Here is a 26913-nt window from a genome sequence, read left to right on the forward strand (position 1 = left end):
TTGCGCTCGACCGGCAACCCGACCACGCAGCGCAAGCCGCGTCTTAAATTGGGTGATAGAGAGCAGCTGCTACCCCACACCGCCGCGTTGGCCGTAGATACGGCGGCTATAGCTACAGCCGGATCTCCATGAGTTTCGGCGTGTGCCCTGCGTCATGTGAACTGGACCGTTTGAAGCCGGAGCGATCGGCTAAGTTCTTCTGGCCAGGAGACGAGCGGAAGCCGAGACAAGACCCCTGCCGCAAGAGACCGGCAGAGCCTGTCACTCGTGCAGTAGCTCCGTTCCTCACCGATCATACGAACGGAGACCGCTTCGGCTAGGTTTGCACCAAGATGTCTGCCGATGGGAACGGGCCTCAGTCCAATCCTTCGATACGTACGACCACCGCGTCGTGATCCGACAGCGGCGTCCCACCCGCCCCAAGCGAAGCCCGGATTTCGACTTCTCCCAATCGCATACCACGCGCGAGGAACCAGTCGAGTTTCATCGCCCGCTCCGGCCAGCGGGTGATCAGGCTCGGGCGCGTGGTCGGCTCATCCTCCGGCCCACCATGGGCAGAGAAGCCGGCCGCCCGCGCAACCTCGAAAAGCCCCTCGGCACGCCAGTCGCCGCCCGCGTGATTTCCGGTGTTCAGATCGCCGCCAATCAAGAGGGGCAGCGCCGGAAAAGCCGAGTCCAAGGCTTCGATCAGTCCCGCCACTTGACGCGCGCGATGCTCGGGGCCGCAGGCGCTTTCGAGGTGGGTCGAGACGGCAATAAAAGGCCCCGCTTCGGTCTCGATCCGAGCGCCAACGGCAATGCGCTCACCGAGGCGCGGCTGCTCGCCATCCGCGAACCATTGCCGCTGCCCCCAGAGCCGCAGTGCGAAGGGATCGTGCAGCGCGCTTCGCGCCATCAGCCCGTTGCCGTGATAGCCAAGCGCGTTGTGATCGTCGTCGCAGAATTGGTGTTCGATCGGCGATCCAAGGCCCAGTTCAAGGAACTCCACTGCATAGGCGTAGGCCATGCCCAGATCTGCGGCCATGTCGGCGGTGGTGTTGCGCTGCTTGGTGCGCGCCATGCCGTGGTCCATCTCGGAGACCAGCACAAGATCGCAGTCCCGCACATGCGCCGCCGAGGCCTCGGGAAAAAGGCAGCGTTCGAGGTTCCAGGCCGCAACCGTCAGCGGCAGCGCCAGAGGCGCCGCCTGCCCGCTCCCACCGACCTCGACAAGGTTCATGCCGGGCACGGTGGCCATATGCGCGTCATGCGCGGCGATCTCTCGTGGCAGGTCATGCAGCGCGAGGTCAGCGCCTGTCGGCACCGGCAGCGCTTGCGTCGTCTCGCGGATCATTGCGCCGCCTCCGCCATGCGCTGCAGGGATTTTTCGAAGCGGCGCCCGGTCTGCGCATCGAAAAGGTGCAGCCGAGCGGGGTCGAAGGCCACGCGCATCACTTGCGAGAGCGGCGTATCATGCATGTCGGTGACTGCCAGGGCCTGATCGCCCACCATGCCGTGGATGATGCGCTGCGCGCCCAGCTCCTCGACGTATTCCACCCGCATCGGCAGGCCGCCGGTCTCGACGATGCGCAGATCCTCGGCCCGGAAGCCCAGCGTCACCGGCCCCGGCGCATTGCCCACCTCGGCCAGCGCATGACCTTCGAGCAGCACACGCCCGCCCTCGATCCGCGCGTCCAGAAGGCTCATGGCCGGAGCCCCGATAAAGGAGGCAACAAAGGTGGACGCGGGCTTGCGGTAGACCTCGAGCGGCGCGCCGATCTGCTCGACCCGCCCGCCGTTCAGCACCACCAGCCGGTCGGCGAGCGTCATCGCCTCGAGCTGGTCGTGGGTGACGTAGAGCGAGGTCGTCCCGAGCCGCTGCTGCAGCTTGCGGATTTCCATCCGCATGGACACCCGCAGCTTGGCGTCGAGGTTCGACAGCGGCTCGTCGAAAAGGAAGGCGGCGGGCTGGCGCACGATGGCGCGGCCCATGGCGACCCGCTGGCGCTGACCGCCCGACAGGGCGCGCGGCTTGCGGTCAAGATACGGCCCAAGCTCCAGCATGCGCGAGGCTTCGGCCACGCGCTCCTCGATCACCGCTTTGCTTTCGCCGCGGTTCTTCAGCCCGTAGGCCATGTTGTCGCGCACCGACATATGCGGGTAGAGCGCATAGTTCTGGAACACCATGGCGATGTCGCGCTCGGCCGGATCGAGGTCATTCACCCGCCGACCGCCAATCATCACGTCGCCGCGCGTGACCGTCTCCAGCCCCGCCACCATGCGCAGAAGCGTGGACTTGCCACAGCCCGAGGGGCCGACGAGCACGATGAACTCGCCGTCCTTGATATCGATGTTCACATCGGAGACGGCATCGACGCCGCCGGAGTAGGTCTTGCCGACCGACTTGAGAGTAAGCTCAGCCATTATTTGTCACTTTCCGTCAGGCCCTTGATGAACATGCGCTGAAAGATCACCACCACGGCAACCGGGGGGACCATGGCCAGCACCGCGAGGGCAAAGGCTTCGTTGTAATCGGGGATCTGACTGCCGACCCAGACCTGCAGGATCGACTTGATGCCGCGCATGAGCGTGTAAAAGCTCTCGTCCGTGGTCATCAGCAGCGGCCAGAGGTACTGGTTCCAGCCGTAGATGAACATGATGATGAAGATCGCCGCCATCATGGTTTTCGACAGAGGCACCAGCACGTCGATGAAGAATTTCACCGGCCCCGCGCCGTCGATCCGCGCCGCTTCAAGCAGTTCGTCCGGCACCGAGCGAAAGAACTGCCGGAAGAAGAACGTGCCGGTGGCCGAGGCCAGCAGCGGCACGATCAGCCCGGTGTAGGTGTTGAGCAGATGCAGCTCCGACATCACCTGATAAGAGGGCACGATGCGCACCTCGAGCGGCAGCAGCAGCGTGGCGAAGATCGCCCAGAACATCAGCGTGGCAAAGCGGAAACGGAAGTAGACCAGCGCGTAGGCAGCCAACATCGACAGCACGATTTTCCCGATGGCAAAGCCAAGGCCCATGATCATCGAGTTGCCCAGCATCAAAAGGCCGGTGACGTCGCCGGTGAAGCCGCCCTTGTGGGTCAGCACCTTGCCGTAGGTCTCGGCGCCGTGGCTGCCGGGGGTGAGGTAGAGGCCATTCGAATGGATGTCGATCGCCGCATGGGTCGAGGACATCAGCGCCATGACCACCGGCGTGCAGAGAAACAGCGCGCCGAGGATCAGGATCAGGTGGTCGAGGGGTTTGATTTTCTGCATGGCGTCACCCGTAATGCACGCGGCGTTCGAGGAAGCGGAACTGCAGCACCGTCAGCAGCGCCACGACGATCATCAGGATCACCGACTGCGCCGAGCTGCCGCCGATGTCATTGCCTTTGAAGCCGTCGAGATAGACCTTGTAGACCAGCGTCATTGGGTTGTTGGCGGGCTTGTCTTTCACGATGACATCGATGATCGGGAAAGTGTCGAACATCGCGTAGGTGATGTTGATTACCAGCAGGAAGAAGGCGGTGGGTGCCAGCAGCGGCAGGGTGATGTCCTTGAACCGGCGCCAGCCGGACTGCGCGTCGATCAGCGCGGCTTCGCGCACCGAGACCGGCACCGACTGCAACCCCGACAGGAAGAAGATGAAGTTGTAGGGGATCTGCTTCCACACGGCGATCACGATGAGCGCAGTGGCGGTGTCCCAATAATTGATGCCGACCTTCAGATCATAGCCGAAAAAGGCGGCGAGGTCCTTCATTGGCCCCATGTGCATGTCAAAGAACATCATGCCGATCAGCCCGGCGACCGGCGGCGCGATGGCGTAGACCGAGATCAGCAGCGTCTTGTAGGTCTCCGCGCCGCGGATCACCTTGTCGGCCTTGACCGCCAGCAGCAGCCCCAGCCCCAGCGCCAACGCGGTCACCACCACGCAGAAAAAGGCGGTGAAGGCGGCGGTCGAGAGGTAGCCCGAACTGCTCAGCGCGTCGGTGTAGTTCTCCATCCCGACGAAGGTGGCGCCGAACCCGAAGGGGTCTTCGAGGTAAAACGACGAGGTCACCGCCTGCACGGAGGGCCAGTAGAAGAAGATCACCACCACCGCGAGCTGCGGCAGCAGAAAGAGCCATGGGGTGAGCGGGCGGTCGAACTGCACGCGTTTGACGGGGTTGGCGGTCTCGCCGCCCCACCACGCGCGCAGGCGATCCAGCGCGCTGCGCTCGGCCCTTGGCAAGGTCATGGGAGTGTCGGTCACGGGCTGTGTCCTGATCGGTCTGGGCGCCTGTTTGGCGCATCAACGGCAGCGGGCCCCGGACATCCGCCCGGGGCCCCTGAACGCGGCAGGGCCGGTCTTAGTTGGCGGTCTTGGCAAAGCGCGCCAGCAGCGCGTCGCCCTCTTCCTGGATGGTGTCGAACGCGGCCTGCACGTCGGTCTCACCCGAGAAGATGCGGTTGAACTCGCGCTCCATCACCGAGCGGATCTGCGGGTAGAAGCCCAGACGGTAGCCCTTGGACCATTCGCCGCCGTCGAGCATCAGCTGCTGGATGCCGACCTCGGCCACCGGCTGCTCGTCGTAGTAGCCTTCGCCCTTGGCCATCTCGTAGGCGGCCTCGGTGATCGGCACATAGCCGGTGTTCTTGTGCCAGTAGACCTGGGTCTCGGGCGAGGTCAGGAACGAGAAGAACTTCGCGGTACAGGCGTTCTCGGCGTCGGGTTTGCCGGCCATGGCGAAAAGCGCGGCGCCACCGATGAAGCTTTGCGTGCCGGCACCTTCGATGCTGTCCCAATAGGGCATGTAGACGGCGTCAAAATCGAAATCTGCTGATTTCTGCAGGCCGCCGAAGCTGCCCGACGAGCCGATCCACATGGCGGCCTCGCCCTCTTCGAAGGGCTTGAGGTTGTCGGCCCAGCCAGCGCCGTAGAAGCCGTAGAGGCCTTCGTCGGCCCATGCCTTGAGCTTTTCGAACATCATCACCTGGTTCTCATCGTTGACGATGATCTCGGTGCCCTCAGTGCCGTCGTAGCCGTTGTTGTTGGTGGCGAACTGCTGGTTGTTCCGCGACTTGAAGTTCTCAACCATCATCCAGGTCAACTGCGAGGCGGTCATCGGCAGGTAACCTGCCTCTTTCAGCGCGGGAGCAACCTCTTCGAACTCTTCCCAGGTCTTCGGCGGCTCGACGCCCGCCTTCTCGAAGGCTTCAACGTTGTAATACATGATCGGCGCCGACGAGTTGAACGGCATGCCAATGAACTTGCCGTCGCTGTCGGCGTAGAAGTTCCGCACACCGGCGATGAAGTCGTCGCGGTTGAACTCTTCGCCCGCGCCCTTGATCAGGTCTTCGGCGGGGACCGTCGCGCCCTTTGCAGCGATGATGGTGGCGGCGCCCGCGTCGAACACCTGCAGGATGTTCGGCTGCTCCCCCGAACGGAAGGCCGCGATGCCCGACGACAGCGCCTCTTCGTAGGTGCCGCGCGAGATCGGCGTCAGGTTACATGCGTCCTGCGCCTCGTTGAATTGCTGCGAAATCTCGTTGATCACTTCGCCGTTGCGGCCGCCCATGCCGTGCCACCACGTGATGTCGGTGGCGGCGAGTGCGGTCGAGGCGGTCAGTGCGAAAGTCACTGTCCCTGCTGCAAGCTTGATCATTGTGTCCCTCATTGGTCAGGCGTTGTCTGACCGCAGCCCCTAAGCCGGGACTGTGACACTTCGCATTACGTTGGGTGATGTTTTGATTTCGCCTGCGTGACGTTTCGATGACGTCCACCCCCTTTGCCCCTGCCCTAAGCGCAAAAGCAAACGCGCCGGGCAATGCCGGCGCGTCGCTCTGCTCGAGGTCTTGCGGGGCCTCAGAAGAGCCCGGCCTCCTTAGCCAGCATGGCGGCCTGCGTGCGGTTCGAGGCGCCGATCTTGCGATAGAGCGTTTTCACGTGCAGCTTCACGGTCGGCTCGCGGATATCGAGATCGCGGGCGATCTCCTTGTTCGATTTGCCCTGCGTCAGCCCTTCGAGCACTTCAAGCTCGCGCGGGGACAGGCGCTCGGCCATCGGGTGGCTCGGCGCGGCCTCTTCCTGACGCATGAAGTCGAGTGGCGCATATTGCTCGCCCATCGCCATGAAGCGCACGGCGTTGACAAGCGACTTGGCAGAGAGAGTCTTGGGCAGGAAGCCGGCGGCACCGGCTTCGAGCACCTGTTCGGCGACATCGCGGCTTGCGGTCCCCGAGATGATCGCCACGCGGTGCGTGCCTTCGAGCGCGCGCATCTTGTGGAAGCCGTCGAGCGCATTCATCCCCGGCATCGAGTAGTCGAGCAGCACGAGATCAAACTGCTCGCCCGCCTTCACCAGCGCCTCTGCCTCGGAATAACTGGCCACGCAGACCGTCTCGAACGTGCCTTCGCCTTCAAGAAAGATCTGCAGCGTATCGCGCAGCAGGTCATGGTCGTCGGCGATCAATACCCGCAGCACATTGGCCGGTCTGGTTAAAGTCTGAGCCACCTGCTGAGCCATCATGTCCCGTCTCCCCGAAATCCTCCGACGAATCGCCGGTCATCGTTCTCTAAACAAATAGCAAATCTGTCGCCGGATTACGGTTAAATTAAGGACAAAAGGCGGCGTGTGGCCTTCCTGCCATGCTAAACCTTGACGTGTTTTCGGCAAAATTCCGCTAACGTGTTGTATCAAGAGCCCAATGTCGCTCATCGCTGTCAGAGGGCTCCGTTACGGCATGGGCTGCCGCAAATAAAAAAGAGAGCTATGGCCGCGATCAGAGCTCCCTACCCGGACGGATAGGGAACCCTCCCATTGCCCCGATACCGCTTCGGCGCCGCGTATGACAGTATTCCGCAACGCACCAAGGAGTCGCCCCATGTCTCTTCTTTCGCCCCTGCGCGCCGTGATTGCACTTGCCATCCTCGCCACGCCCGTGGTCGCGGAAGATCTGCCCCAACCTGAGGGCGAGCCGCTGCTCGTTGTCAGCGGCGCGATCGCCAACACCAATGTTGGCGATACGGCGAGCTTCGATTTCGAGATGCTCGAAAATCTCGAAACCCGCACCTTCACCACCAAGACGATCTGGACCGATGGCGATCAGACGTTCACCGGCGTTCAGCTCAGCGACCTTATGGAACTGGTGGGTGCCGAAGGTGACGTGATCAAAGCCACCGCGATCAACGACTATGCGGTCGACATCCCGCGTGAGGATTGGGTCGACGACGGGCCGATCGTGGCGTTCCTGAACAACGGCGAGACCATGCCCGTACGGCAGAAGGGTCCGCTGTGGATCGTCTACCCGTTCGATCAGAACCCCGAGTATCAGACCGAGCAAATCTACTCGCGCGCAATCTGGCAGCTGGACCGCATCATCGTGCTTGACTAGGGCGCGCGGTTCATGCCCTTGGAGGCATGATTAAGTTGACCTTGTCTGAAGACACCTCAACCCAAAGTCGTACAACCCTCGTCCAGACCGGTGGCGCGGTATCCGCCCTCGTGCTCTGTGTTGGGCTGGTGGTTTGGCTGGGGTGGCTCGTCCTGCGAGAGATCGACGATTTCTCGGTCGCCAACTCCGACAACCTGCAGTGGAGCCTCGCGCAGGCGGATGTGGAGTTTCTGCAGTTCCGGCTGGCGCTGAAAGAAGCGCAGGACGATCCCGAGGAACTGGAGGGCGTGCGCCGCCGGTTCGACATTTTCTACAGCCGCATGGTGACCATGAGCAGCGGGCGGGTGTTCCATTCGCTGCGCGAGTCGCTGCAATCCTCGGCGCCGCGCATGCGGGTGCTGGACTTCCTCGAAAACACGGTGCCGCTGATCGACGGACCGGATGAGGCGCTGGAATCCGAACTGCCCGATCTGCTGGCCCAGTCCGAGGGGGTCTCGGCCGACGTCCGCGCCTTCTCGCTCGCCGCGCTTTCGGCCTTTGCCGAGGTTTCGGATGCCCGCCGCGAGGGGATCACCGAGCTGATGATCTACATCGCCGCGGTGCTGCTGGCGCTGTTCATCGGCCTCACCCTGCTGGCCTATGCCATGTTCCGTCTGTTCCGCCTCGCGCAGAAACGGGCCGACGCGCTGCAATTCGCCAGCACCCGGATGAAGACCATCGTGCAGACCTCGCCCAACGCCATTGTCGTGACCGATGAGGTTGGCGTTGTGCGCGAGTTCAACACCGCCGCCGAAACGCTCTTTGGCTACACCCGCGCCGAGGCCGTCGGGCGTCTGGCGCTGGAACTGATGGTGCCGCCCGAGAATCTCGCCCAGCATCAGCTTGGCGCGCTCAGCTTCATTGAAGAGCACCGCCGGCCGCGCCCCGAAGAACAGCATTTCGAGATCACGCTGCAGACCCGCGACGCGACGCTCTTCCCCGCAGAGATCTCGGCCGACCGCGCCGATGCAGAGAACGCTCTTTACGTTTTCTACATCCGCGACATTTCGAACTGGAAAGAAGCCGAAGAGCAGCTAACCGACGCGCGCGACCGGGCGCTCGCAGGCGAGCGGACGAAATCCGAATTCCTCGCGGTGATGAGCCACGAGATGCGCACGCCGCTGAACGGGCTTTTGGGCGCGATGCAGTTGATGCGCGACCACAGTCTTTCGGTGCGGCAGACCGACCTGCTCGACCGGATGCAAAGCTCGGGACGCCTGCTGCTGGAACTGGTCAACGATGTGCTCGATCTGGCCAAGTTCGAGGCGGGCAAGATGAAGGCCGACGAAGCGCCCTTCTCGATAAACCGGCTGCTCAGTGGCCTTGTCGAGACGGCGCAGCCGCTGGCGCAGACCTATGGCAATGAACTCAACTGGCGATGGTGCGGCCCCGAAGGCGATGGTGCCGTCGGCGATGCCCGCCGCCTGCGTCAGGTTCTGCTCAACCTCGTCGGCAACGCGCTGAAATTCACCCGTGACGGCTCGGTCGAGATCGAGGTGGAATATCTCGATGCGGCGAAGACCGAGGTCGAGTTCCGCGTGATCGACAACGGCATCGGCATCGCCGAAAAAGACCTGACCCGCATCTTCCAGGACTTCGAGACGCTGGATTCCTCTTATGCGCGCGAGTCCGGCGGCACCGGCCTTGGCCTTGGCATCGCGCGGCGCTTCATGCGCCTGATGGGCGGCGAGATCGGCGCCGAAAGCGAACCCGGCGAAGGCAGCCTGTTCTGGATCCGCGTGCCGCTGCAGCCTGCGCCCGATTTCGCAGCCACGCCGGAAGAGCCCAGCACCTGCCCCGACAAGCCGCAGCGTCCGCTCGACGTGCTTCTGGTCGAGGACAATGAGATCAACCGCTTCATCGTGCGGGAGATGCTCGAGACCGAGGGCCATACCGTCAGCATCGCCGAGAACGGGCAGACCGGCGTGGATTGCGCGGCCTTGCGCCGGTTCGATGTGATCTTGATGGATATCTCGATGCCGGTCATGGATGGCACCACGGCGACCAGCCGGATCCGGGCCTCTGACGGGGCCTCGGCGGAGGTGCCGATCATCGCGCTCACCGCGCATGCCCTGCCCGAAGAGCGCGCCCGCTTCCACAAGGTCGGGATGAGCGCCTGTCTGACCAAGCCGATCGACCGCCCGTTGCTGCTGCGCACGCTGGCCGAGGTGACCGCGGCCAATGGCACCCCGAGCACGCCCTGCAGCCCAGAAGCGCCCGAGGTGCCCGAGGCCGAGGCGCCAGCCGCTCAGCAGGCGCCGACCCCGGTGGCCGCAGTGCCGCAGCCCGCCGATGGCCTGCTGGACGAAGAACGACTCGATGCCTTCCTGACAGAGATCCCGCGCGCCGCCGCCGGCAAGCTGCTGGAGCGTTTCTTCACCGAGATGGACCAGAACATCGAAGCGCTGGCCGTGACCGCGCCGGACGATCCCGATCTTGCACCGGTCGCCCACCAATGCGCCGGATCCTGCGGGCCGTTCGGCGTCGAGGCGCTGCGCCGGGCGCTCGGCCGGGTGGAGACGCAGGTCAAGCTCGGAGAGCAGCCCGCCCCCGAGGAACTGGCCGCTTTGCGCGCGCTCTGGCGCGACAGCCGCGCGGCGCTGGAGGCGCGTCTCGAAGCGGCCTGACACCCGCTGGAGCCCCGGCACGACACAGCAAATGCGGCAGCCGTTTGGCTGCCGCATTTCTTTTTGCCTCAATTGCTTAGCGGGCCCATCCCGACTCACCAAAGGGCGTTTTCCGCGGATCCGGTGAGTCGTAGGCCGCGCATCCTACCCGGACGGATAGGGCTCTCACCGCTTGCCCCATTTCCCTCCCCTCCGGCGCGAGGGACAGCGGCGGGCTTGTCCAGTTAGAAAAGGTCACGGGCCGCATGTTGCTGCCCATTCTGTTTATCGGTTTTCACCCTGGTCCTGCCCCGCAGAGAAGGATGCCTGAAGATGCCCCGCTTTTCCGTCGTCATTCCCTGCTTCAACGCCGAAGACACCATCGGTGACACGCTCGACAGCCTGCTGGCGCAAACCGAGGGCGACTGGGAAGCGCTGATCATCGACGACGGCTCGACCGACGACACCCGGCTGATCGTCGCTTCCATGGCGGGCATCGACCTGCGCTTCCGCCTGATGAAGAACAGCGGCGTCGGCCCCAGCGCCGCGCGCAACATGGCGCTGGCCGAGGCCGATGGCGAAATCATCGCCTTCCTTGATGCCGACGACACCTGGCACCCCGAGAAGCTCGAACGCCTCGACGCCGTCTTCGACGATGAAGAGGTCGACGCCTGCTTTGCCCGCGTGGCGATGTATCAGGGCAAGACGCGTTTTGGCCTTTCGCCCGAACCCGAAGCCAAGCTGACCGTCGACGCGCTGCTGAGCAACGATCCGGTCTGCACCATGTCCAACGTGGCGATCCGCCTCGAAAGCTTCCTGTCCAGCGGAGGCTTCAACACCGAGATGGTTCACAACGCCGATCTTGAGTGGATGATCCGGCTCGTGGGTGACGGCGCGAATGTCATCGGCCTCGACGAGGTGCTGGTGAACTACCTGTCCTCGGCCAATGGTCTGTCCACCGATCTCGAAGGCATGGCGGCGGGCCGCGCGCTCGCGCTGACCAGTGCCGCACGCTACGGTGTCGTCAGCGATGCACGCGCCGAGGCGGGCTATATGCGCACGCTCGCTGGCCGCGCGCTGCGCCTTGGCGCACCCGGCCTGCAAACCCTGCGCCTTGGTCTTTACTGCTGCGCCGCTTGCCCCTCTGGCTGGTTCTCGAACCCATTCTCCGGCGTGCGCGTGCTGACAGGCGCCCTGCTCGCCTCCGTGCTGCCGCGCTCGCTGCGCTGCGCCCTGCTCTCGCGCTGAGACCCGGAGCCGCCCTGATGCCCTGCGCCTCGATCATCGTTCCGGCCCATAACGCCGCAGACCGGCTGGAGCCCACGCTCCGCAGCCTCTGCGCGCAGAGCCGACCCGATCTCGAGATCATCGTCGTTGATGACGGCTCCACCGACGGCACCGCGGACCTGGCGGAGTCGCTGGGTGATCTGCGCATCCGTGTGCTGCGCCAGCGCACCCGCGGCGTCTCTGGTGCGCGCAACAGCGGCATTGCCGCCGCGCGTGGCAGCTACATCGGTTTTTGCGATGCGGACGATCTGTGGAGCCCGACCAAACTGGCCGAACATGTGCTGCAGTTCGAGACCCGGCCGACTGTTGGGCTGAGCTACGCGGGCTATGAGCTGCTGGACGCGCAAGGCACCCCGACCGGCATGAAGACCACCCCGCCACTGCGCGGCACCGGCGCTGCGCGGGTGTTCCGCCGCAACCCGGTTGGCAATGGCTCGACCGCCATGTTCCGCCGCACTGCGCTGCGCGGGCTCGCCTTCCGTCCGCCGCAGGAAACCGAGCGCGACTGGTGGTTCGACGAGACCTTCCGCCAGTGCGAGACCATAGAGTGCTGGCTGCGTTTCGCGCTCACCACCGATTGGGAGATCGCGGGCGTTCCCGGTGTACTGAGCCGCTGCCGCGCCCCGGCCAACACAAGCGCCGCCCGCACCGACAAGCATCTAGCCGCATGGGAGCGGATGGTCGGAAAGCTCGCGGCGCTCGACCGGCATTTCTTTGGTCGGCATTTCCGCGCTGCCCGCGCCTACCAGTACCGTGACCTTGGGCGACTTGCGCTGGCAAACCGTGACCGGAGCATGGCCGCCACCCTGCTGCGCAGCGCGCTTGCCGCCTCGCCCAGCCCGCTTCTGGAAGAGCCGCGCGCCACGTTGTCGAGTTGCTTTGGAAGTCTGCGGCTCACGCTGACAGGATCTTCCGCCCGCCCTGATACATCGCCGCAGACCCGCGGCAGATCCGCCTGACCCATCCGCGCCTGGAGACCAGCCAATGCTTCGCATAGCCCATCTTCACGACGACCGCGCGAGCTACGGTCTTGCCCGCTATCTGGCGTTCCTGCAGAGCGATGCCGGGCTTGGTGCGCTGGCCGAGCACCGCCTTGTGCCGGTGTCGCGCTTTGCCGCCGGGGCCGCGCGTGTCGAGGCCAACGTCATCGTCTCACATCTGCCGTTGTCGTGGCACAGCCTGCCGGGCCTGATGGCGCTGCGCGCGCGCCACCCCGGCACCACTTTGGTGCATGTGGAGCACAACCACTGCGAGGGCCTGCTGGCCGCCAGCACACGCCGCCGGGGCCGGCTTCGGACCTCGCTGCGCAGCGGGCTTGCGCTTTTCGATCATGTGGTCGCCGTCAGCCAAGCGCAGGCGCGCTGGATGCGCCGCCACGCGCTGGTTCCGACGGGGCAGCTTTCGGTGATCCCGCCGAGCAGCGATCTGTCGGCTCTGGCCACCCTGCCCGGTCCGGTCGGCCCGGTGCGCCGGATCGCGGCGGTCGGCACGCTGCACCGCCAAAAGGGCTATGACATCCTGGTCCAGGCCTTCGCTGCGGTCACCGCGCCCGAGGCACGGCTCGATATCTTTGGGGACGGGCCGCAGCGCGCCGAACTGCGCACCATGGCCCGGCACGATCCCCGCGTCACCCTGCACGGCGAGGTCCCGGCGCAGGCGGCGCTGCGCCTTGCCGATGCAATCGCGATCCCTTCGCGCTGGGAGCCCTTCGGTCTGGTCGCGCAGGAAGCGCAGGTCGCCGGGCGCAAGGTTCTGATGTCCGGCCGCGACGGGCTGTCCGAGCAGATGGGCCCCGGCACCGTGGCCATCGCCGATCTTTCTGTCGGCGCGTGGAGCCGCGCGCTGAGCGACGTACTCGCCGCACCCGCAGAAGCGCCGCGCCTGCCCGCCGAACTGCCGCATGAAGCCACGCTTCAGGGCTGGCGAGCCTTGCTTGAGCGGGTCGCGCTGCGCCAGCCCGGCAAAGCGACCGGATTCGCCACCATCTGAGCCACGCGGTCGCGGCTCGGCACGCGCGCCATCGTCAGCCCGCAGCGGCAACGCAGAGCTGGTGCTGCTGGCGTCCTTGCATCAGCAACCAATCCCGCAGCGCCCGCCCCATAGGTTTTTCTAGCGACGCCCGGTCCCACGCCAGCCCGTAAGGCACCGCGAGCGGCATGCGCAGATCGAAGGGCACGACGAGCCTGCCGCTGGCCAATTCCTCGCCGATCATCGCCAGCTGTCCCAGCACGAAGCCCCGCCCCGACACCGCCGCGTCGATCGCGCTCGACGACAGCGCGAAGGTCAGTGCGGGCTTGGCCGAACTGGGTGGCGGCGGCAGGCCGCAATGGGCGGCCCATTGCTCCCAATCCGGCACCTGATGGGCGGCGAAACTGTCTGTCCAGACGATCTCGAGCAGCGGGAACTCGAATATCTCCTCCGGCCGCTGCAGGTGACGCCCGTCCAGCAGCGCGGGCGCGCAGGCCGGAACGATGCGATCGGTGAAAAGTTCAGTGTAATGCTCGTGCGGCGGACGGTCGTCAAAGAACAGCCGGAAATCGACGTTGTCATGGTGCAGATCCGGCTCGATCTCGGTGCCCATAAGACGCACCGGCGCGTCGGGGTTTTCTGCGGTCCACTCAAACAGGCGCGGCCCCAGCCATTTGTTCGTCACGGTGGTGAGCGAACTGATCACAAAGCCATGGCGATTGCGCGCCCGCGCCAGTGCCGCCCCCGCGTGGTTGAGTTGGGCAAAGCCCTTGCTCAGTTCGGCGTGATAGACCCGGCCCCAACTGGTGAGTTCCAGCTGTCGGCCACGCCGCTCTAGCAGCACGAGGCCCAGATGCTCTTCGAGCCGGTGCACCTGTTGGCTGACCGCGCCCGAAGATACCCCAAGCTCCTGCGCCGCGCGGCGCACCGAGCCGCAACGGCCCACCGCCTCGAAGGCCTGCATGGCACGAAGATTTGGCAGCGGTGGCATCACGGTCCTTTCGAGTGGCGCCGCGAGTGAACCACGCGCCCCCGGCCTTGCCAAGCAGCGCCCGCGCGCGCCCGGCCCGGATCAGAGCAGGAAGTCGTCCTCTTCGAGGTCTTCGTCCGAGGCGATGGCCAGCGTCTGCGTCTCGCCGTCGATGTCAAAGCTGAGGCTGGCGTTGCCATCTGCCTGCGTGAGCGCGGCCATCAGCGCCTCGCCGTCCTCCCAAGCGCCGATCTCCGACAGATCGATCTGATCGCCCTGCGTAAAATCGGTGATGGTGACATTGCCCGCCACGGCCCCAACGCCGAACACATCCGCCCCGTCGCCGCCGGTCAGCGTGTCGTCTCCGCCCCCGCCGATCAGCGTGTCGGCACCGTCACCGCCCTCGAGAAGCTCATCCTCCTCGGTGCCGGTGAGTTGCAAATGTGCCTCTCCATCTGCGTCGAGCGTCCAGACGCTGCCCGGCTGGGTCACGCTGACATCGGAGATCTCGCCCTGCAGGGCACTGTCGCCGGTCCCGCCGAGCAGGTTGCTCAGCCGGTCGCTGTCGAGCGGCACGACACCGTCGCCCTCGGCGATTTGCTCGCCGTCCTTCTCGACATACATAAAGCCGCTCTCGTCGACCCCGACGCTCCAACTGGCGGTCTCACCCTCGGTGATCGCGTCCTCGGCGACGACGTAATGCGTGCTGCCGCCCTGCGTGACCGAAAAGACCACTGCATTGCTCGGGCCAAGCTGGCCGAAGGCGATGCGATCCTCGCCCGCGTCGCCAAACTCAAAGACCTGCTGGCCGCTGGCATCGGTGATGTCGTCAAAGCGCAGCGTGGCCGAAAATTCAAAAGCGCCGTCGATCTGCGGCAGGTTGCCATCGGCCTCGGCAGGCTCCGCATCCGTCCCGTCGCCGGTCTCGGTGGCGGCATCCTCCTCGCTCTCGTCGGGCGCGGTCTCGGTGGTCCCCGCCTCGGGGCTCCACATGGCGCTGCCCTGCGTGATCGAAACACCGCTCATCTCGCCCTGCAGCGCGCTGTCGCCCGTCCCGCCAAGCAGGTTGCTGAGCCGGTCACTATCCACCGGCACCACACCGTCGCCTTCGGCGATCTGCACGCCGTCTTTCTCGATATACATGAAGCCGCTGTCGTCGACGCCGACGGCCCACTCGGCGGTCTCGCCTTCGGTGATCGCATCCTCGGCCACGATGAGCGCGGTTACGCCATCCTGCACGATCTCGAAGAGCACCGCGCTGCTGGGACCAAGCTGGCCGAAGGTGATCCGGTCCTCGCCCTCGCCGCCGAATTCGAAGACGCGCTGGTCGCGGGCATCGGTGATGTCGTCAAAGCGGATCGTCGCCTCGAACTCGAAAGCGCCGTCGATCTGGGGGATGGTGCCTGCGTCACTTTCCGAAGAGCCGTCGTCCGTGCCGCCCGATGTATCGCTGCCGCCGGTATGGGTGCCGGTTTCGGTCCCGGTCTCGGTTTCGCCGCCCGTTCCGGTATCCGTACCTGTGTCTCCTCCGGTGTCCGTCTCCGCGGCATCGTCGTCCAAGGTCCAGACGTCGCTGCCCTGAGCGATAGAGACATCCGCAATCTCGCCAATCAGCGCGCTGTCGCCCGTGCCACCGAGCTGGTTCACCGACCGCTCGGTATCGGAGGGCACCACGCCATCGCCCTCGGCAACCTGCACGCCGTCTTTGTCGACGTACATGAAGCCGGTCTCGTCGACGCCAACGGTCCAGGTCGCGGTTTCGCCTTCGATGATCGCGTCTTCGGCCACCACCATCCACGTGGCACCATCCTGCACGATCTCGAAGATCACCGCACTGCTGGGACCAAGCTGGCCGAAGGTGATCCTGTCCTCGCCGCTGCCGCCGAATTCGAAGACCTTCTGCCCCGATGCGCCCGACAGGTCGTCAAAACGGATGGTCGCCTCGAATTCAAAGGTGCCGTCGATCTGCGGCAGGTCGGCAGAGCTGGTGTCGCTGCCGGTGTCACTGCTGCCGGAATCCGTGCCCCCCGTATCGGTGCCACCTGTATCCGTACCTGTGTCCGTGCCCGAGCCTGTGTCCGTGCCTCCGGTTTCCGTATCCCCGGTGTCGGTCTCGCCGGTGTCAGTTTCCCCGGTGTCGGAACCGGTATCCCCCGTCTCCTCAGAAGCCTCCGCCGCCGGAATCCCCAGCGCCTCAAGCTGCGCGGCCGATGCGACCTGCGACGCCAGCACCCCGACAAGCGTCAGCGACACGCCACCTGGAAAGCCCAGAACCGCATCACCCGTGCCATCGCCGACGGTGTCGCTGACCGTGACCTTGGCGGTGTCGACCGGGGCGCCATCGTCATCCGTCAGCCCCGAGACATCGAGAAGATCGTTCCCGGCGTAGCTGCCATCGCCCAGATCGGTCGGTGCCAAGAAGCCCGTCACCGCATCGAGACCGGCGCCATCGGCCAGCACCAGCGTGTCGACGCCGGAGCCCAGCACGATCGTCTCCACCTCGTCATAAACCAGCGTCGAGGTGCCATCGGTGAGGCTGCCGATCTCCGGCGTCACATTGGTCAGGTCGATCCGCAGCGCGTCGGTGACCGCCGACAGATCGAGCGTGTCGCCGACAACCTCGTCGACGCCTTCGGCATCCACGGTGTCATTGCCGAAGTCGTTTTCGATGTGGAACGTGTCGTCGCCCCAGCCACCCCAATAGGAATCGTCGCCGGTGCCACCCCAGAATTCGTCATTGGCGTAGGAGCCGCGCATCCAGTCGTTGCCCGCCCCGCCGATCAGCGTGTCGTTGCCCTCGTTGCCCTCAAGCGTGTCATCACCATCGCCGCCGCTGACGTAGTCATCGCCATATTGCCCGTAGAGCGAGTCGCTGCCCGCGCCGCCCTCCAGCGAATCGTCGCCTTCGTTGCCGGTGATGGAATCGTCGCCGTCACCGCCGGTGACCATGTCCGCGCCCTCTCCGGCATAGACCGTATCGTCGCCATCGCCGCCGGTGATCACGTCATCGCCCGCGTAGCCGAGCATGCTGTCGCTGCCCGCGCCGCCGTCCAGCGTGTCATCGCCCGCGCCGCCACCGAGCGTGTCGTCGCCGCCGCTGCCGTCTACGACCGAGAAAAAGCTCCACTCCGTGGTTCCGCCCAATTGCGCGTCGAAGGCGGCAGGCGCGGTCGCATCGCCGACCATGAAACTGGCGCCGCCGTAGTTGAGGAAGAGCACGAGGTTGGCTTGATCGAACTCGATCCCGAAGTCCGCAGGCAATGCAGAGAGATCGAGCGTGTGCCCGCCGGACCCTTCGGAGACCGCCGCCCAGAAAGCGGGATCATTCCAGTTGTCGAGCGTCACCGCGTAGGTCGTCATACCGCATACCCTTCACCGGACCACGCCCGTCGGCACGGCCAAAACCACCCGACCGGTTCTGCGCCGGGAATCGAGTCTCGTTAGGAAGAGTTTGCGGCAACTTTTGGGCATCACCCAGAGCCGCGATTTCGCACAGAGAAACAGCCCGATTAGAGGCCGTCGAAAAGCGCCATCACGGAGACAATCGGGCACAATTTCTCGTTATCCGCCGTTTTCAGGCAGGGGAAACGGCCAAACTTGGGCGGAGGCTCAGACCGTGCCCTTGCTGCGGTCGAGCATGTTGCGCAGGTCTTCGGCCTCGTGCCGCGCCTCGCGCAGACCTTCCATCGCCGCCGAAAGCTCGGCTTCGGTCTGGGCCAGCTGATTGGTCAGCTCCGCCTCGCGCTGCTGCAGATAGGTGATGGCCTGATCGCGGGTCTCTTCGGCCTCATGCAGCTCCTTGCTCATCTTCTCGAGCTGATCCACATCGGCCTGCGCCACCCGCTTGAAGCGATGAACCAGCCAGTTGGCGAACCAGCCCATGCAGAATGCCACGAAGAGAATGATTGCCGTGGCAATCACGAATTCCGTCCGGTTCATTCCTCTGCCCCTTCCTGCGGTTCCTGACCGTCTTGCCCTGCCTCGTCCGGCGCCGCCTCTTTCTGAGCGGCGTCCTGATCCTGCGTTTCGTCGTCCTGCGCCTGCTCTGCGCCTTCGGCCGCTGCCTCCGTCTCCGCCTCGGTGCCCTCCTGCTCGATCTGCTCGAGCGCGGTGGCCTCTTCTTCGGTCGGTTCGGGGGGGATCAGCTTGAATTCGATCCGGCGGTTCGCCTCGCGGCCTTCTTCTGTACTGTTATCCGCAATCGGCATGGTTTCGCCATAGCCTTTGACGCGATAGCTCGAGGTAAGCACGCGGCGGTTGCGCAGCGCGTCGAGCACCGATTGCGCGCGGTCGCGGCTCAGCGCCTCGTTCATCGACTCGCGGCCCTGACTGTCGGTGTGCCCCTGAATCTCGAGCGGGATGTCGCCGCAGATCTTCAGCAGCTCGGCCAGTTCATCCATGATGTCCTTGGCCGAGGCATCGAGGTTCGCCGAGCCCGGCTCGAAGCTGATCTTGCGGTCGCCGATGATCTCGACGATCTGCGCCTCGCATTCCTCGGGCGTGGGGATCGCCAGTTGCGGGTCGAGCTTTTCGAGATAGGTCACGTCGATCTCAAACTCGCCGCCATCGCCCAGCTTTTCGGCCAGCAGGCCCGAGATCTCGGCGTTGGCGTCCGGGTTGCCGGTGTTGCCGGAGATGCGCACGAGGTCGGGCGTGATGCGCAGCGAACCATTGCTGAGCTCGCCCATCGCCTCGAGCCCGGCCAGAACGCGGGTCGCCCAGCCGTTGGGCAGTCCCTCGGCCACACGCGCGGCGGTATACACCTTGTCCGAGCCAAAGAGCGCCTTGGCCAGACTGTCCGCCGTCTCGCGCGAGAGATCCGAATTGATCCGGCCGCGCAGCTGAACGGCCCCCTGCGGCGAGAGCGTGGCGGTGAACTCCGGCGGCCCCTGATCGCCCGCTTCGGGTGTTTCGGGCAGCGTCGCATGCAGCGCGAAGACCTGCGGCAGCTCGGTGTCCAGCTCGCCAACGACCTTGTCGAAAAGCTGCTGCTCGGTGCCCTCGGGGGCGACCAGCGCAACATCGGCGTTGGAGAAAGTGACCGAGCCGCCGCCCAGTTCGGCCAGCGCGCGAATGCCCATGGCGGTGGCGTCCCCCCAGCGGCGCGACGGCACACCAAGCCCCGTGCGGCAATGTGCGTCGCCCTCAAAGCCCGCGATCTTGGCGGCGTCGAGAATCTTCGTGCGCGCTTCTTCGGTGTCGACCGAACAGGCGTCAAAGCGGATGCCATCGCTGTCCATCACGAAGCGCAGCGTGAACGGGGTGATCACCGGGCGCGGTGCCGAAAGATCGAGGCTGAGATCGACGCCATCTGGAACACGGCGGCGCAGGTCGCGCTCGATCTCGCGCTTGGCGGCCTCGCTGTCGGCCATCGCCTTGATGTGGACGCGGCCCGCCGAGACGGAAATCTTCGAGCGCGGCAGTTCCTCCAGCACGCGGCCGGCGAAATCCACGGCGCGGCGCCAGCCCTCGGGCGGCGGGAAATCGGCATCTTCGAGCAGGTCCGAGACCTGCTGCGGCCCGCTCACCATGCCCGACATCACTTCCAGAAGACGCTCGCGGTCGGTCTCTGTCGGGACCAGCCCGATCACCGAGATACCGGCATCATTGCGCAGAATCTCCATCGAGAAGCGCGGCGCCTCGATCGCCTCGGCATCAGCGACCAGCATCTGGTCGATCACCCGCGCCGAATCCACAACCGAGCCAGCCACGGTCATCGCGCGGAATCGTGCCGCCTCGTCGGGCGCGGTGCCGATGAGAAAGACCTGCAAGCCGTTCACATCCACCTCGGCCCAGTCCTGCCCATCACGGCTGAGCGCATTGGCGACATCCTGCCGCGAGGCGGTCTCGATCATCTGCATCGAGAAGAAGGCGGTCCCGACGCAGAGCGCCGCAGCGGCAACAAATGCGGTCGTCGGAATGAGATAGCCGGAAAGGCGCATCAAAGCGTCCCTTTCTTGATCATTTTTTCAACTCTGATACGCCCCGCTCCCGGTCGGCGCAATCACGCCAAGAGAGCGACGGCGAAAAACAGCACGGGCAGCAGTCCGGCGTCGCGGTTGGCCCGGAACAGCCTGAGCAGCACGTCATTGTCGTTCACGTCGAGTTTGCGCATCTGCCAGAGCATGTGCCAGCCAAAGGTCCAAGGCCCGGCGATCAGCAGCACCAGCTGCCCGATCTCGCCATGCGGCGCGGCCAGAACCACGGCGACCCCCATCAGCGCGACCGAGATCACCATGAACCACGCCAGCATTTTTGGCGTGCGATCGTCTCCGAAGAGGCGCGCGGTGGATTTGACCCCGATCAGCGCGTCATCTTCCTTGTCCTGATGGGCATAGATCGTGTCGTAGAACAGTGTCCACGCCATGCCCGAAAAATAAAGCGCCACCGCGGGCCAGCCGAGGCTGCCGCTATGCGCGGTCCATGCCAGCAGCGCGCCCCAGTTGAAGGCGATACCAAGAAACACCTGCGGCCACCATGTGAAGCGCTTGGCAAAAGGATAGATCGCCACCGGCCCGAGCGAGAGCACCCCCAGCAGGATCGCCATCGGCGGGAAGGTCAGCAGAATGGCAAAGGAGATCAGGCACTGGATCACCGCCCATGCCAGCGCCTGTTTGGCGGTCACCTGCCCCGAGGGGATGGGGCGCGAGGCGGTGCGCGCCACGCTGCCATCGAAGTCGCGGTCGGTGATGTCGTTCCATGTGCAGCCCGCGCCGCGCATCAACACCGCGCCAATGCCGCAGCCCACAAATATCCACAGATCGAACCACGAAGCGTTGCCATCGGCGACCATCGACAGCAGCAGCCCCCACCAGCAGGGCAGCAGCAGCAACCATGTGCCGATGGGCCGGTCAGCGCGCGACAGGCGCAGATAGGGCCGGGTCCACGCCGGCGCGCGGTGGTCCACCCAATTGCCGCGTACCGCGTCGGACACCTGTCCTGAGGGATCTGGCGCTGCGCCGGGATGGGTCATATGGTCCGCCTCATGAATGCAAAGGTTCGTCTGTATGTAGATCACCCGCTGGGCGCGGGACAACCGGTCGCTCTCGAGCGGGAGCAGGCCCATTATCTCTTTTCCGTGATGCGGCTGCCACAGGGCGCTTCCGTGGCGCTGTTCAACGGGCGTGATGGCGCGTGGCTGGCCGAGGTTTCCGAGACCGGAAAACGCGGCGGCACGCTGGTTTGCGCCGAGCAGATCCAGCCGCAGGGCACGCCGCCCGACCTCTGGCTGCTGTTCGCGCCCATCAAAAAAGCGCGCACCGATTTTATTGTCGAAAAGGCGGTGGAACTGGGCGTGCGGCGGATCGTGCCGGTGCAGACCGCCTTCACCAACTCCGACAGGATTCGCCAGGACCGGTTGCAGGCCCACGCGGTGGAGGCCGCCGAGCAATGCGGCGCCACCTTTGTGCCAGAGGTCTCCGAGTTGCAGAAGCTCGGGCCGCTGCTGGCCGAATGGGGCGATAGGCGGCTGCTGTTCTGCGACGAGGCCGCGGTGGGCGCGGGCACAGATTACGCCGCCGCGCTGTCCGGCGCCTCTGGGCCTTGGGCGGTGCTGATCGGCCCCGAGGGCGGCTTTTCCGAGCCCGAGCGCAAAAAGCTGCACGGTATGGAACAGGCGACCTCCATCGCGCTTGGCCCGCGCATCCTGCGCGCCGACACGGCGGCGGTGGCGGCGCTGACGCTCTGGCAGGCGCATTGCGGAGACTGGCGATGATCTGCCCCGCTCGACTGCCGAGGAACCCCGCCGCATGAGTTTCCTGCGTCCCGAAGCCAAGGCCGGACTGATGCGCTGGCGCGAGGTGCTGGCTGGTCTGGCGGTGCTGGCGCTCGGCGCTTACTGGGCACTGTTTCCTGGTGGGCTGCTGATGTGGATCGGCTGGGTGGTCATCGTGATCGCCATTGCCCTGATTTTTGCCGGGGTGCAGCGCGCGCGCTTTCGCACCGGCACCGGCGGGCCGGGCATGGTGCAGGTGATTGAGGGGCGGATCAGCTATTTCGGCCCGCTGACCGGCGGCTTTACCGATCTCGACAGTCTGACCGCGCTGACCCTCGATCCCCGCGCCCGCCCGCCGCACTGGCTGCTGCGCAGCGAAGACGGCACGACGCTGGCGATTCCGCTGACAGCGGAGGGGGCAGATCAACTTTTCGACGTCTTCGCGCGGCTGCCGGGCCTGCAGACAGAGCGGATGCTGCAGAAAATGCAGGAGCGCGGGTCTGCGCCCGTGACCATCTGGCAGCGCGCCAGCGCACAAAAACCCGCCCTCCGTCTGCATTGACAAGGGCTTCGCTTGCCCCCATCCCTGAGCCTCGAGACCCAAGGCCAAGCAAGATCGGAGCCCAGACATGTCCATTCCCCAGTCCGGCGGCGGGCCGATCGAACATCATGCGCAGCTTGGCGAGTACCTCGAGGAGGGCATCAAGCCCAGAGAGGACTGGCGCATCGGCACCGAGCACGAGAAGTTCGGCTATCTGACCGACACCCACGCCCCGCTGCCCTATGAGGGCGAGCGCTCGATCCGCGCGGTGCTGGAAGGGCTGCGCGACCGGCACGGCTGGGCCGAGGTGAACGAGGGCGGCAATCTCATCGGCCTGACCAAGGACGGCGCCAACGTCTCGCTCGAGCCGGGCGGCGCGCTGGAACTGTCGGGTGCCCCGCTCGAGACCATCCACCAGACCTGCGACGAGGTGAACGAGCACCTGCGCGAGGTGAAGGGCATCGCCGACGAGATCGGCGTGGGCTTCATCGGCCTTGGCGCCGCGCCCGAATGGAAGCACGAGGAAATGCCCCTCATGCCCAAGGGCCGCTACAAGCTGATGGATGCCTATATGGGCAAGGTCGGCACCACAGGCACCACCATGATGCGGCGCACCTGCACCGTGCAGGTGAACCTCGATTTCGGCTCCGAACTGGACATGATCAACAAGATGCGCGTCGCGCTGGCTTTGCAGCCCGTCGCCACCGCGCTCTTTGCCAACTCGCCCTTCCTCGAAGGCAAGCCCAACGGCATGAAGAGCTATCGCTCCTATGTCTGGCAGAACCTCGATGACGCACGCACCGGCATGCTGCCCTTCGTCTTTGACGAGAGCTTCGGCTTTGAAAGCTACGTGGAATACGCGCTCGATGTGCCGATGTACTTTGTCTACCGCGATGGCAAATACATCGACGCGCTTGGCCAGTCCTTCCGCGACTTCATGGCGGGCCGCCTGCCCGCCCTGCCCGGCGAAAAGCCGACGCTGTCGGATTGGGCCGACCATCTGACCACGCTCTTCCCCGAGGCGCGGATGAAGAAATTCATCGAGATGCGCGGCGCCGATGGCGGCCCGTGGCGCCGCCTTTGCGCCCTGCCCGCCTTCTGGGTCGGGCTGACCTACGATCAAGGCGCGCTGGATGCCGCTTGGGACCTGGTGAAGGGCTGGGACGCCGAAACGCGCCAAGCCCTGCGCGTCGCGGCTGGTGAGGATGCCCTGCAGGCCGAGGTGAATGGCATCCGCATGCATGATCTCGCCCGCGAGGTGCTGAAGATCGCAGAAGCTGGCCTTGTCGCGCGCGCCCGCCCCGGCGCGGGTGGGCTGCTGCCGGACGAGACGCATTTCCTCAATGCGCTGAAGGAAAGCGTCGAAAGCGGGACGGTTCAGGCAGATGAGATGCTTGATCTCTATCACGGCGAATGGGGCGGTGATCTGTCGAAGATCTACGGCGCCTACAGCTACTGAGGGTCGTATGGCGGGCTGCTGAGAGGCCCGCCTAGCGCCGCCGGGCCCGATGGCTCCTGTCGCCAAGAAGCTCTCGCGAATGTCGGGAAGTGCCGCTGGTAGTTCCTCGGCGCCACGCACTGGGTGGGGGCTGAAACGGCGTGACGCCGAGGGAAGCCATATGCAGCTACATCTTCGGTATCGGCCTGAAATCGGGCGAGACTAAGGTGAGCTTGCGGCCATCCTGCAGCAGACCGGCGCAATCCGCAGCTTTCGGCGGAAGTTCGCCCGAGAAGCTGACGCAGCGGCACAAACCCGCCACCGCCGCAAAACGGGTGACGAGAAGCGCTTGGCGGATCAAGACAATTTTTCTGGAGAAGGTCCCCGGCCCCACGCACTGAGCGGGGGCTGATGAGCGCAGGTCCGGGGGAAGCTATATGCAGCTACCAGATCACTCTGCCCCGGCAATTTGTCGCAAATGCGCGCTATAAACGGCCATACGGAGACCAATCCGCCGATCTGCGCTGAGGTGGCGACGCGCATGCGGCGTCGCTGACCCCCAAGCGAGGGGCGCGCGAGCAACACTCAATCTGGTCTGAGGGAAGGCCTCGGCGTCGCACACTGGGTGGGGGCTGAAAACGGTGCGACGCCGAGCTATGCCGATATCGGCTTGATGATGACCATAGCCCGGAAGTTTGTCGCAAACCGGGCGCAACTGAGGCGATTTTAAGAGCAAGAGTACAACTAAAGGTGATTCTCCTTCGGTTGCGCGACCTTCATCGCTCATCGCAGGGGCATGACGATATCGAGGACATTCTCGCCCCCACAGCGCCTGTACCGGACCTCTGAAGCGAGTTTCCGGATCAGGTACCAGCCAAATCCCCCTTCCGGCAAATCTCGGTCATGGCCAAGCGGCTTGAGCCTGCCCTCGGGCAAGACCAGCCCGGGCATTGCGCTGCCCCTGTCGCGCACCTGCAGCAGGGCCTGATCCTCCGCCAAACTCACGCGCAGCCCGATATCCCCCGCCGCCGCGGGCGCATAGGCATGCTCGACGATGTTGTTCAGCGCTTCGGCCAGCACCAGTTCGATCGCCCCGCGTGCCTCTGGCGACACCTGATGTGCGGACAGCATCGCGGTCACCTCCGCCAACGCCGCGCGCACCTCTGCGGCGCAGGCACCCAAGGTGAGGCTCTGCGACAGTTTCCTTGTGCTTTCGGGCAGGCTGGTCATGTCGCGCCGCCAAATCAGCCTCTAGCTCTCCGGTCCCGCCCCCTGCGAAGACGCGGCCTCCGCCTCTGCCAGGGTGGGATAGAGCACGAAGATGGTGTCCATCCGAGTCAGGCGGAAGACCTTGTCGACCATCGGCGATAGCCCGGCCAGATCGAGCCTTTGCCCGGGAGCAAGCTCCTTCATTGCCGCGACGATGGCGCCCAATCCGCTTGAGTCGATGAACTCCACCGCGCCGAGATCAAGGATCACGCGCTTTGCGGCGGGGGTCACGCCGAGGCGCATCGCATCCTTGAACTGGATCGCCACCGCAGCGTCGATCCGCGTTTCCTCGACCCGAACCACCTGCGGATCCGTTCCATGGCTGCTGAGCTTCATGGCATTCTCCGACTATCCGGCTCCGATTATCTGGGCGCGCCCCGAGGGCTCATCCAAGCCCTGCCCCAGCACTTAGCCAAGCGCCGCCCGAGGGTGATTGCCGATGCGACCACAAGTGCCCATATCTTCAGCAAGCTAGACGGCATTCCTTACCATTCGGTATTCAGGATCCGTGTCTTTGGGAGGAGAGAGCATGAAGGACGTAGTGATCACCGGCGCGGCGCGGACCGCCATGGGCGGGTTTCAGGGGGCGCTGTCGGATGTCTCGGCTGCGGAACTCGGCGGCGCTGCGCTGCGGGCGGCGCTGGCCGAAGCGGGCCGGCCCGCGGTGGACGAGTTGCTGATGGGCTGCGTGCTGCCTGCGGGACAGGGTCAGGCACCGGCGCGGCAGGCGGGCTTCAAGGCCGGGCTCGGCGAAGAGGTGCCCGCGACCACGCTCAACAAGATGTGCGGCTCTGGCATGAAGGCTGCAATGATGGGCTGGGACCGGCTGGCGCTCGGCGAGGCGAAGGTCATGGCCGTGGGCGGCATGGAGAGCATGAGCAACGCGCCCTATCTGCTGCCGCAGATGCGCGGCGGCGCACGGCTCGGGCATGGCACTTCGGTGGATCACATGTTCCTCGACGGGCTCGAAGACGCCTATGACAAGGGCCGCCTCATGGGCACCTTCGCCGAGGATTGCGCCGAGGCTTTCCAGTTCACCCGCGAGGCACAGGATCAATACGCACTTGCCTCGCTGTCGAACGCACTGGATGCCGAGCGCAGCGGCGCCTTCGAGAATGAGATCACCCCGGTGACGATCCACGCCCGCACCGGTGAGGAGGTGATCACCCGCGACGAGCAGCCAGCGCGCGCCCGCCCCGAGAAGATCCCGCACCTGAAACCCGCGTTCCGGCCCGGCGGCACGGTGACCGCGGCCAACTCCAGCTCGATCTCAGATGGGGCCGCCGCGCTGGTGCTGAGCACGCTCGATGTGGCGGCGCAGACCGGCGTCACGCCGCGGGCGCGCATCCTCGGCCATGCCAGCCACGCGCAGGCCCCGAACCTCTTTCCCACCGCGCCGATTCCCGCCGCCCGCAAACTTCTGGAGCGCGTCGGCTGGAAGCTGTCGGACGTCGATCTTTGGGAGGTCAACGAGGCCTTTGCCGTCGTGCCGATGGCCTTCATGCACGAGATGGGTCTGCCGCGCGACGTGGTGAACGTCAACGGCGGCGCCTGCGCCCTAGGACATCCGATCGGCGCCTCTGGCGCGCGGATCATGGTGACGCTGCTCAACGCGCTGGAAACCCGTGGCCTGAAGCGCGGTGTGGCGGCGATCTGCATCGGCGGTGGCGAAGGTACGGCGATTGCCATAGAGCGGCTCTGAGGCGCCCTATTGCGGCTCTGCGACGGCATGGCGCCGC

Annotated in this window: 23 protein-coding genes; 9 read left to right on the forward strand and 14 right to left on the reverse strand. The window is 65.3% G+C overall.

Annotated features, from left to right (window positions below):
* Positions 1 to 355: 355 nt before the first annotated feature.
* From AYJ57_RS14910 to AYJ57_RS14935, 6 genes are all read right to left on the reverse strand, one after another.
* Positions 356 to 1333 carry an endonuclease gene (locus AYJ57_RS14910; RefSeq protein WP_066107654.1) on the reverse strand — a complete coding sequence of 326 codons (978 nt, stop codon included), beginning with the start codon at positions 1331 to 1333 and terminating at the stop codon, positions 356 to 358.
* Positions 1330 to 2403, reverse strand: a complete 1074-nt coding sequence (locus AYJ57_RS14915) for a sn-glycerol-3-phosphate import ATP-binding protein UgpC (protein ID WP_066107657.1) — start codon at positions 2401 to 2403, stop codon at positions 1330 to 1332. Before AYJ57_RS14915 ends, AYJ57_RS14910 begins: the two co-directional genes overlap by 4 nt.
* A complete protein-coding gene (gene ugpE / locus AYJ57_RS14920; protein ID WP_066107660.1) occupies positions 2403 to 3245 on the reverse strand; it encodes a sn-glycerol-3-phosphate ABC transporter permease UgpE in 843 nt (280 codons plus the stop codon). Before ugpE ends, AYJ57_RS14915 begins: the two co-directional genes overlap by 1 nt.
* A gap of 4 nt (positions 3246 to 3249) precedes the next feature.
* Complete coding sequence (locus tag AYJ57_RS14925; protein ID WP_066107663.1) at positions 3250 to 4221, reverse strand: ABC transporter permease subunit; 972 nt, start codon at positions 4219 to 4221, stop codon at positions 3250 to 3252.
* Between the two features lie 97 nt (positions 4222 to 4318).
* Complete coding sequence (locus tag AYJ57_RS14930) at positions 4319 to 5614, reverse strand: extracellular solute-binding protein (RefSeq protein ID WP_066107666.1); 1296 nt, start codon at positions 5612 to 5614, stop codon at positions 4319 to 4321.
* A 200-nt stretch (positions 5615 to 5814) separates the two neighbouring features.
* Positions 5815 to 6429: a response regulator gene (locus AYJ57_RS14935; RefSeq protein ID WP_066110342.1), complete on the reverse strand. Its 615-nt coding sequence runs from the start codon at positions 6427 to 6429 to the stop codon at positions 5815 to 5817.
* A gap of 403 nt (positions 6430 to 6832) precedes the next feature.
* Here AYJ57_RS14935 and AYJ57_RS14940 point away from each other — a divergent pair, with 403 nt between their 5' ends.
* The 5 genes from AYJ57_RS14940 (at position 6833) to AYJ57_RS14960 (ending at position 13263) form a co-directional block, all read left to right on the forward strand.
* Complete coding sequence (locus AYJ57_RS14940) at positions 6833 to 7342, forward strand: molybdopterin-dependent oxidoreductase (protein WP_066107669.1); 510 nt, start codon at positions 6833 to 6835, stop codon at positions 7340 to 7342.
* A 26-nt stretch (positions 7343 to 7368) separates the two neighbouring features.
* Positions 7369 to 10008 carry an ATP-binding protein gene (locus AYJ57_RS14945; protein ID WP_083191303.1) on the forward strand — a complete coding sequence of 880 codons (2640 nt, stop codon included), beginning with the start codon at positions 7369 to 7371 and terminating at the stop codon, positions 10006 to 10008.
* A 312-nt stretch (positions 10009 to 10320) separates the two neighbouring features.
* Complete coding sequence (locus AYJ57_RS14950; RefSeq protein ID WP_066107674.1) at positions 10321 to 11235, forward strand: glycosyltransferase family 2 protein; 915 nt, start codon at positions 10321 to 10323, stop codon at positions 11233 to 11235.
* 17 nt (positions 11236 to 11252) lie between these two features.
* Entirely contained in the window at positions 11253 to 12233 is a 981-nt protein-coding gene (locus AYJ57_RS14955) for a glycosyltransferase family 2 protein (protein ID WP_066107676.1), read from the forward strand.
* Between the two features lie 25 nt (positions 12234 to 12258).
* Complete coding sequence (locus tag AYJ57_RS14960) at positions 12259 to 13263, forward strand: glycosyltransferase family 4 protein (RefSeq protein ID WP_066107680.1); 1005 nt, start codon at positions 12259 to 12261, stop codon at positions 13261 to 13263.
* A gap of 34 nt (positions 13264 to 13297) precedes the next feature.
* Here the strand turns inward: AYJ57_RS14960 and AYJ57_RS14965 are convergent, their stop codons facing one another.
* From AYJ57_RS14965 to ubiA, 5 genes are all read right to left on the reverse strand, one after another.
* A complete protein-coding gene (locus AYJ57_RS14965; RefSeq protein WP_066107682.1) occupies positions 13298 to 14233 on the reverse strand; it encodes a LysR family transcriptional regulator in 936 nt (311 codons plus the stop codon).
* An 81-nt stretch (positions 14234 to 14314) separates the two neighbouring features.
* Positions 14315 to 17572 carry a calcium-binding protein gene (locus AYJ57_RS14970; protein ID WP_066107684.1) on the reverse strand — a complete coding sequence of 1086 codons (3258 nt, stop codon included), beginning with the start codon at positions 17570 to 17572 and terminating at the stop codon, positions 14315 to 14317.
* Positions 17573 to 17821: 249 nt separating this feature from the next.
* Complete coding sequence (locus tag AYJ57_RS14975; RefSeq protein ID WP_066107686.1) at positions 17822 to 18151, reverse strand: hypothetical protein; 330 nt, start codon at positions 18149 to 18151, stop codon at positions 17822 to 17824.
* Positions 18148 to 20154: an OmpA family protein gene (locus tag AYJ57_RS14980; RefSeq protein ID WP_066107689.1), complete on the reverse strand. Its 2007-nt coding sequence runs from the start codon at positions 20152 to 20154 to the stop codon at positions 18148 to 18150. Before AYJ57_RS14980 ends, AYJ57_RS14975 begins: the two co-directional genes overlap by 4 nt.
* Before the next feature lie 62 nt (positions 20155 to 20216).
* A complete protein-coding gene (gene ubiA, locus AYJ57_RS14985) occupies positions 20217 to 21185 on the reverse strand; it encodes a 4-hydroxybenzoate octaprenyltransferase (RefSeq protein ID WP_066107692.1) in 969 nt (322 codons plus the stop codon).
* Between the two features lie 12 nt (positions 21186 to 21197).
* On the opposite strand from ubiA, the gene AYJ57_RS14990 reads away from it, so the two are divergent.
* The 3 genes from AYJ57_RS14990 to AYJ57_RS15000 all read left to right on the forward strand — a co-directional run bounded on the left by AYJ57_RS14990 (position 21198) and on the right by AYJ57_RS15000 (position 23926).
* On the forward strand, positions 21198 to 21926 hold the full coding sequence (locus tag AYJ57_RS14990; protein WP_066110344.1) for a 16S rRNA (uracil(1498)-N(3))-methyltransferase: 729 nt from the start codon (positions 21198 to 21200) through the stop codon (positions 21924 to 21926).
* Between the two features lie 34 nt (positions 21927 to 21960).
* Entirely contained in the window at positions 21961 to 22488 is a 528-nt protein-coding gene (locus AYJ57_RS14995; protein WP_066107694.1) for a hypothetical protein, read from the forward strand.
* A gap of 67 nt (positions 22489 to 22555) precedes the next feature.
* Complete coding sequence (locus AYJ57_RS15000; RefSeq protein WP_066107695.1) at positions 22556 to 23926, forward strand: glutamate--cysteine ligase; 1371 nt, start codon at positions 22556 to 22558, stop codon at positions 23924 to 23926.
* A 166-nt stretch (positions 23927 to 24092) separates the two neighbouring features.
* Here the strand turns inward: AYJ57_RS15000 and AYJ57_RS25910 are convergent, their stop codons facing one another.
* The 3 genes from AYJ57_RS25910 to AYJ57_RS15010 all read right to left on the reverse strand — a co-directional run bounded on the left by AYJ57_RS25910 (position 24093) and on the right by AYJ57_RS15010 (position 25510).
* On the reverse strand, positions 24093 to 24266 hold the full coding sequence (locus tag AYJ57_RS25910) for a hypothetical protein (RefSeq protein WP_157374185.1): 174 nt from the start codon (positions 24264 to 24266) through the stop codon (positions 24093 to 24095).
* Between the two features lie 422 nt (positions 24267 to 24688).
* Positions 24689 to 25135: an ATP-binding protein gene (locus AYJ57_RS15005; protein WP_157374187.1), complete on the reverse strand. Its 447-nt coding sequence runs from the start codon at positions 25133 to 25135 to the stop codon at positions 24689 to 24691.
* Positions 25136 to 25156: 21 nt separating this feature from the next.
* On the reverse strand, positions 25157 to 25510 hold the full coding sequence (locus AYJ57_RS15010; protein ID WP_066107698.1) for an STAS domain-containing protein: 354 nt from the start codon (positions 25508 to 25510) through the stop codon (positions 25157 to 25159).
* Positions 25511 to 25703: 193 nt separating this feature from the next.
* Here AYJ57_RS15010 and AYJ57_RS15015 point away from each other — a divergent pair, with 193 nt between their 5' ends.
* Entirely contained in the window at positions 25704 to 26876 is a 1173-nt protein-coding gene (locus tag AYJ57_RS15015; protein WP_066107700.1) for a thiolase family protein, read from the forward strand.
* The last annotated feature ends 37 nt before the right edge of the window (positions 26877 to 26913 follow it).

The organism is Salipiger sp. CCB-MM3 (genome assembly GCF_001687105.1).
Classification (GTDB): Bacteria; Pseudomonadota; Alphaproteobacteria; order Rhodobacterales; family Rhodobacteraceae; genus Salipiger.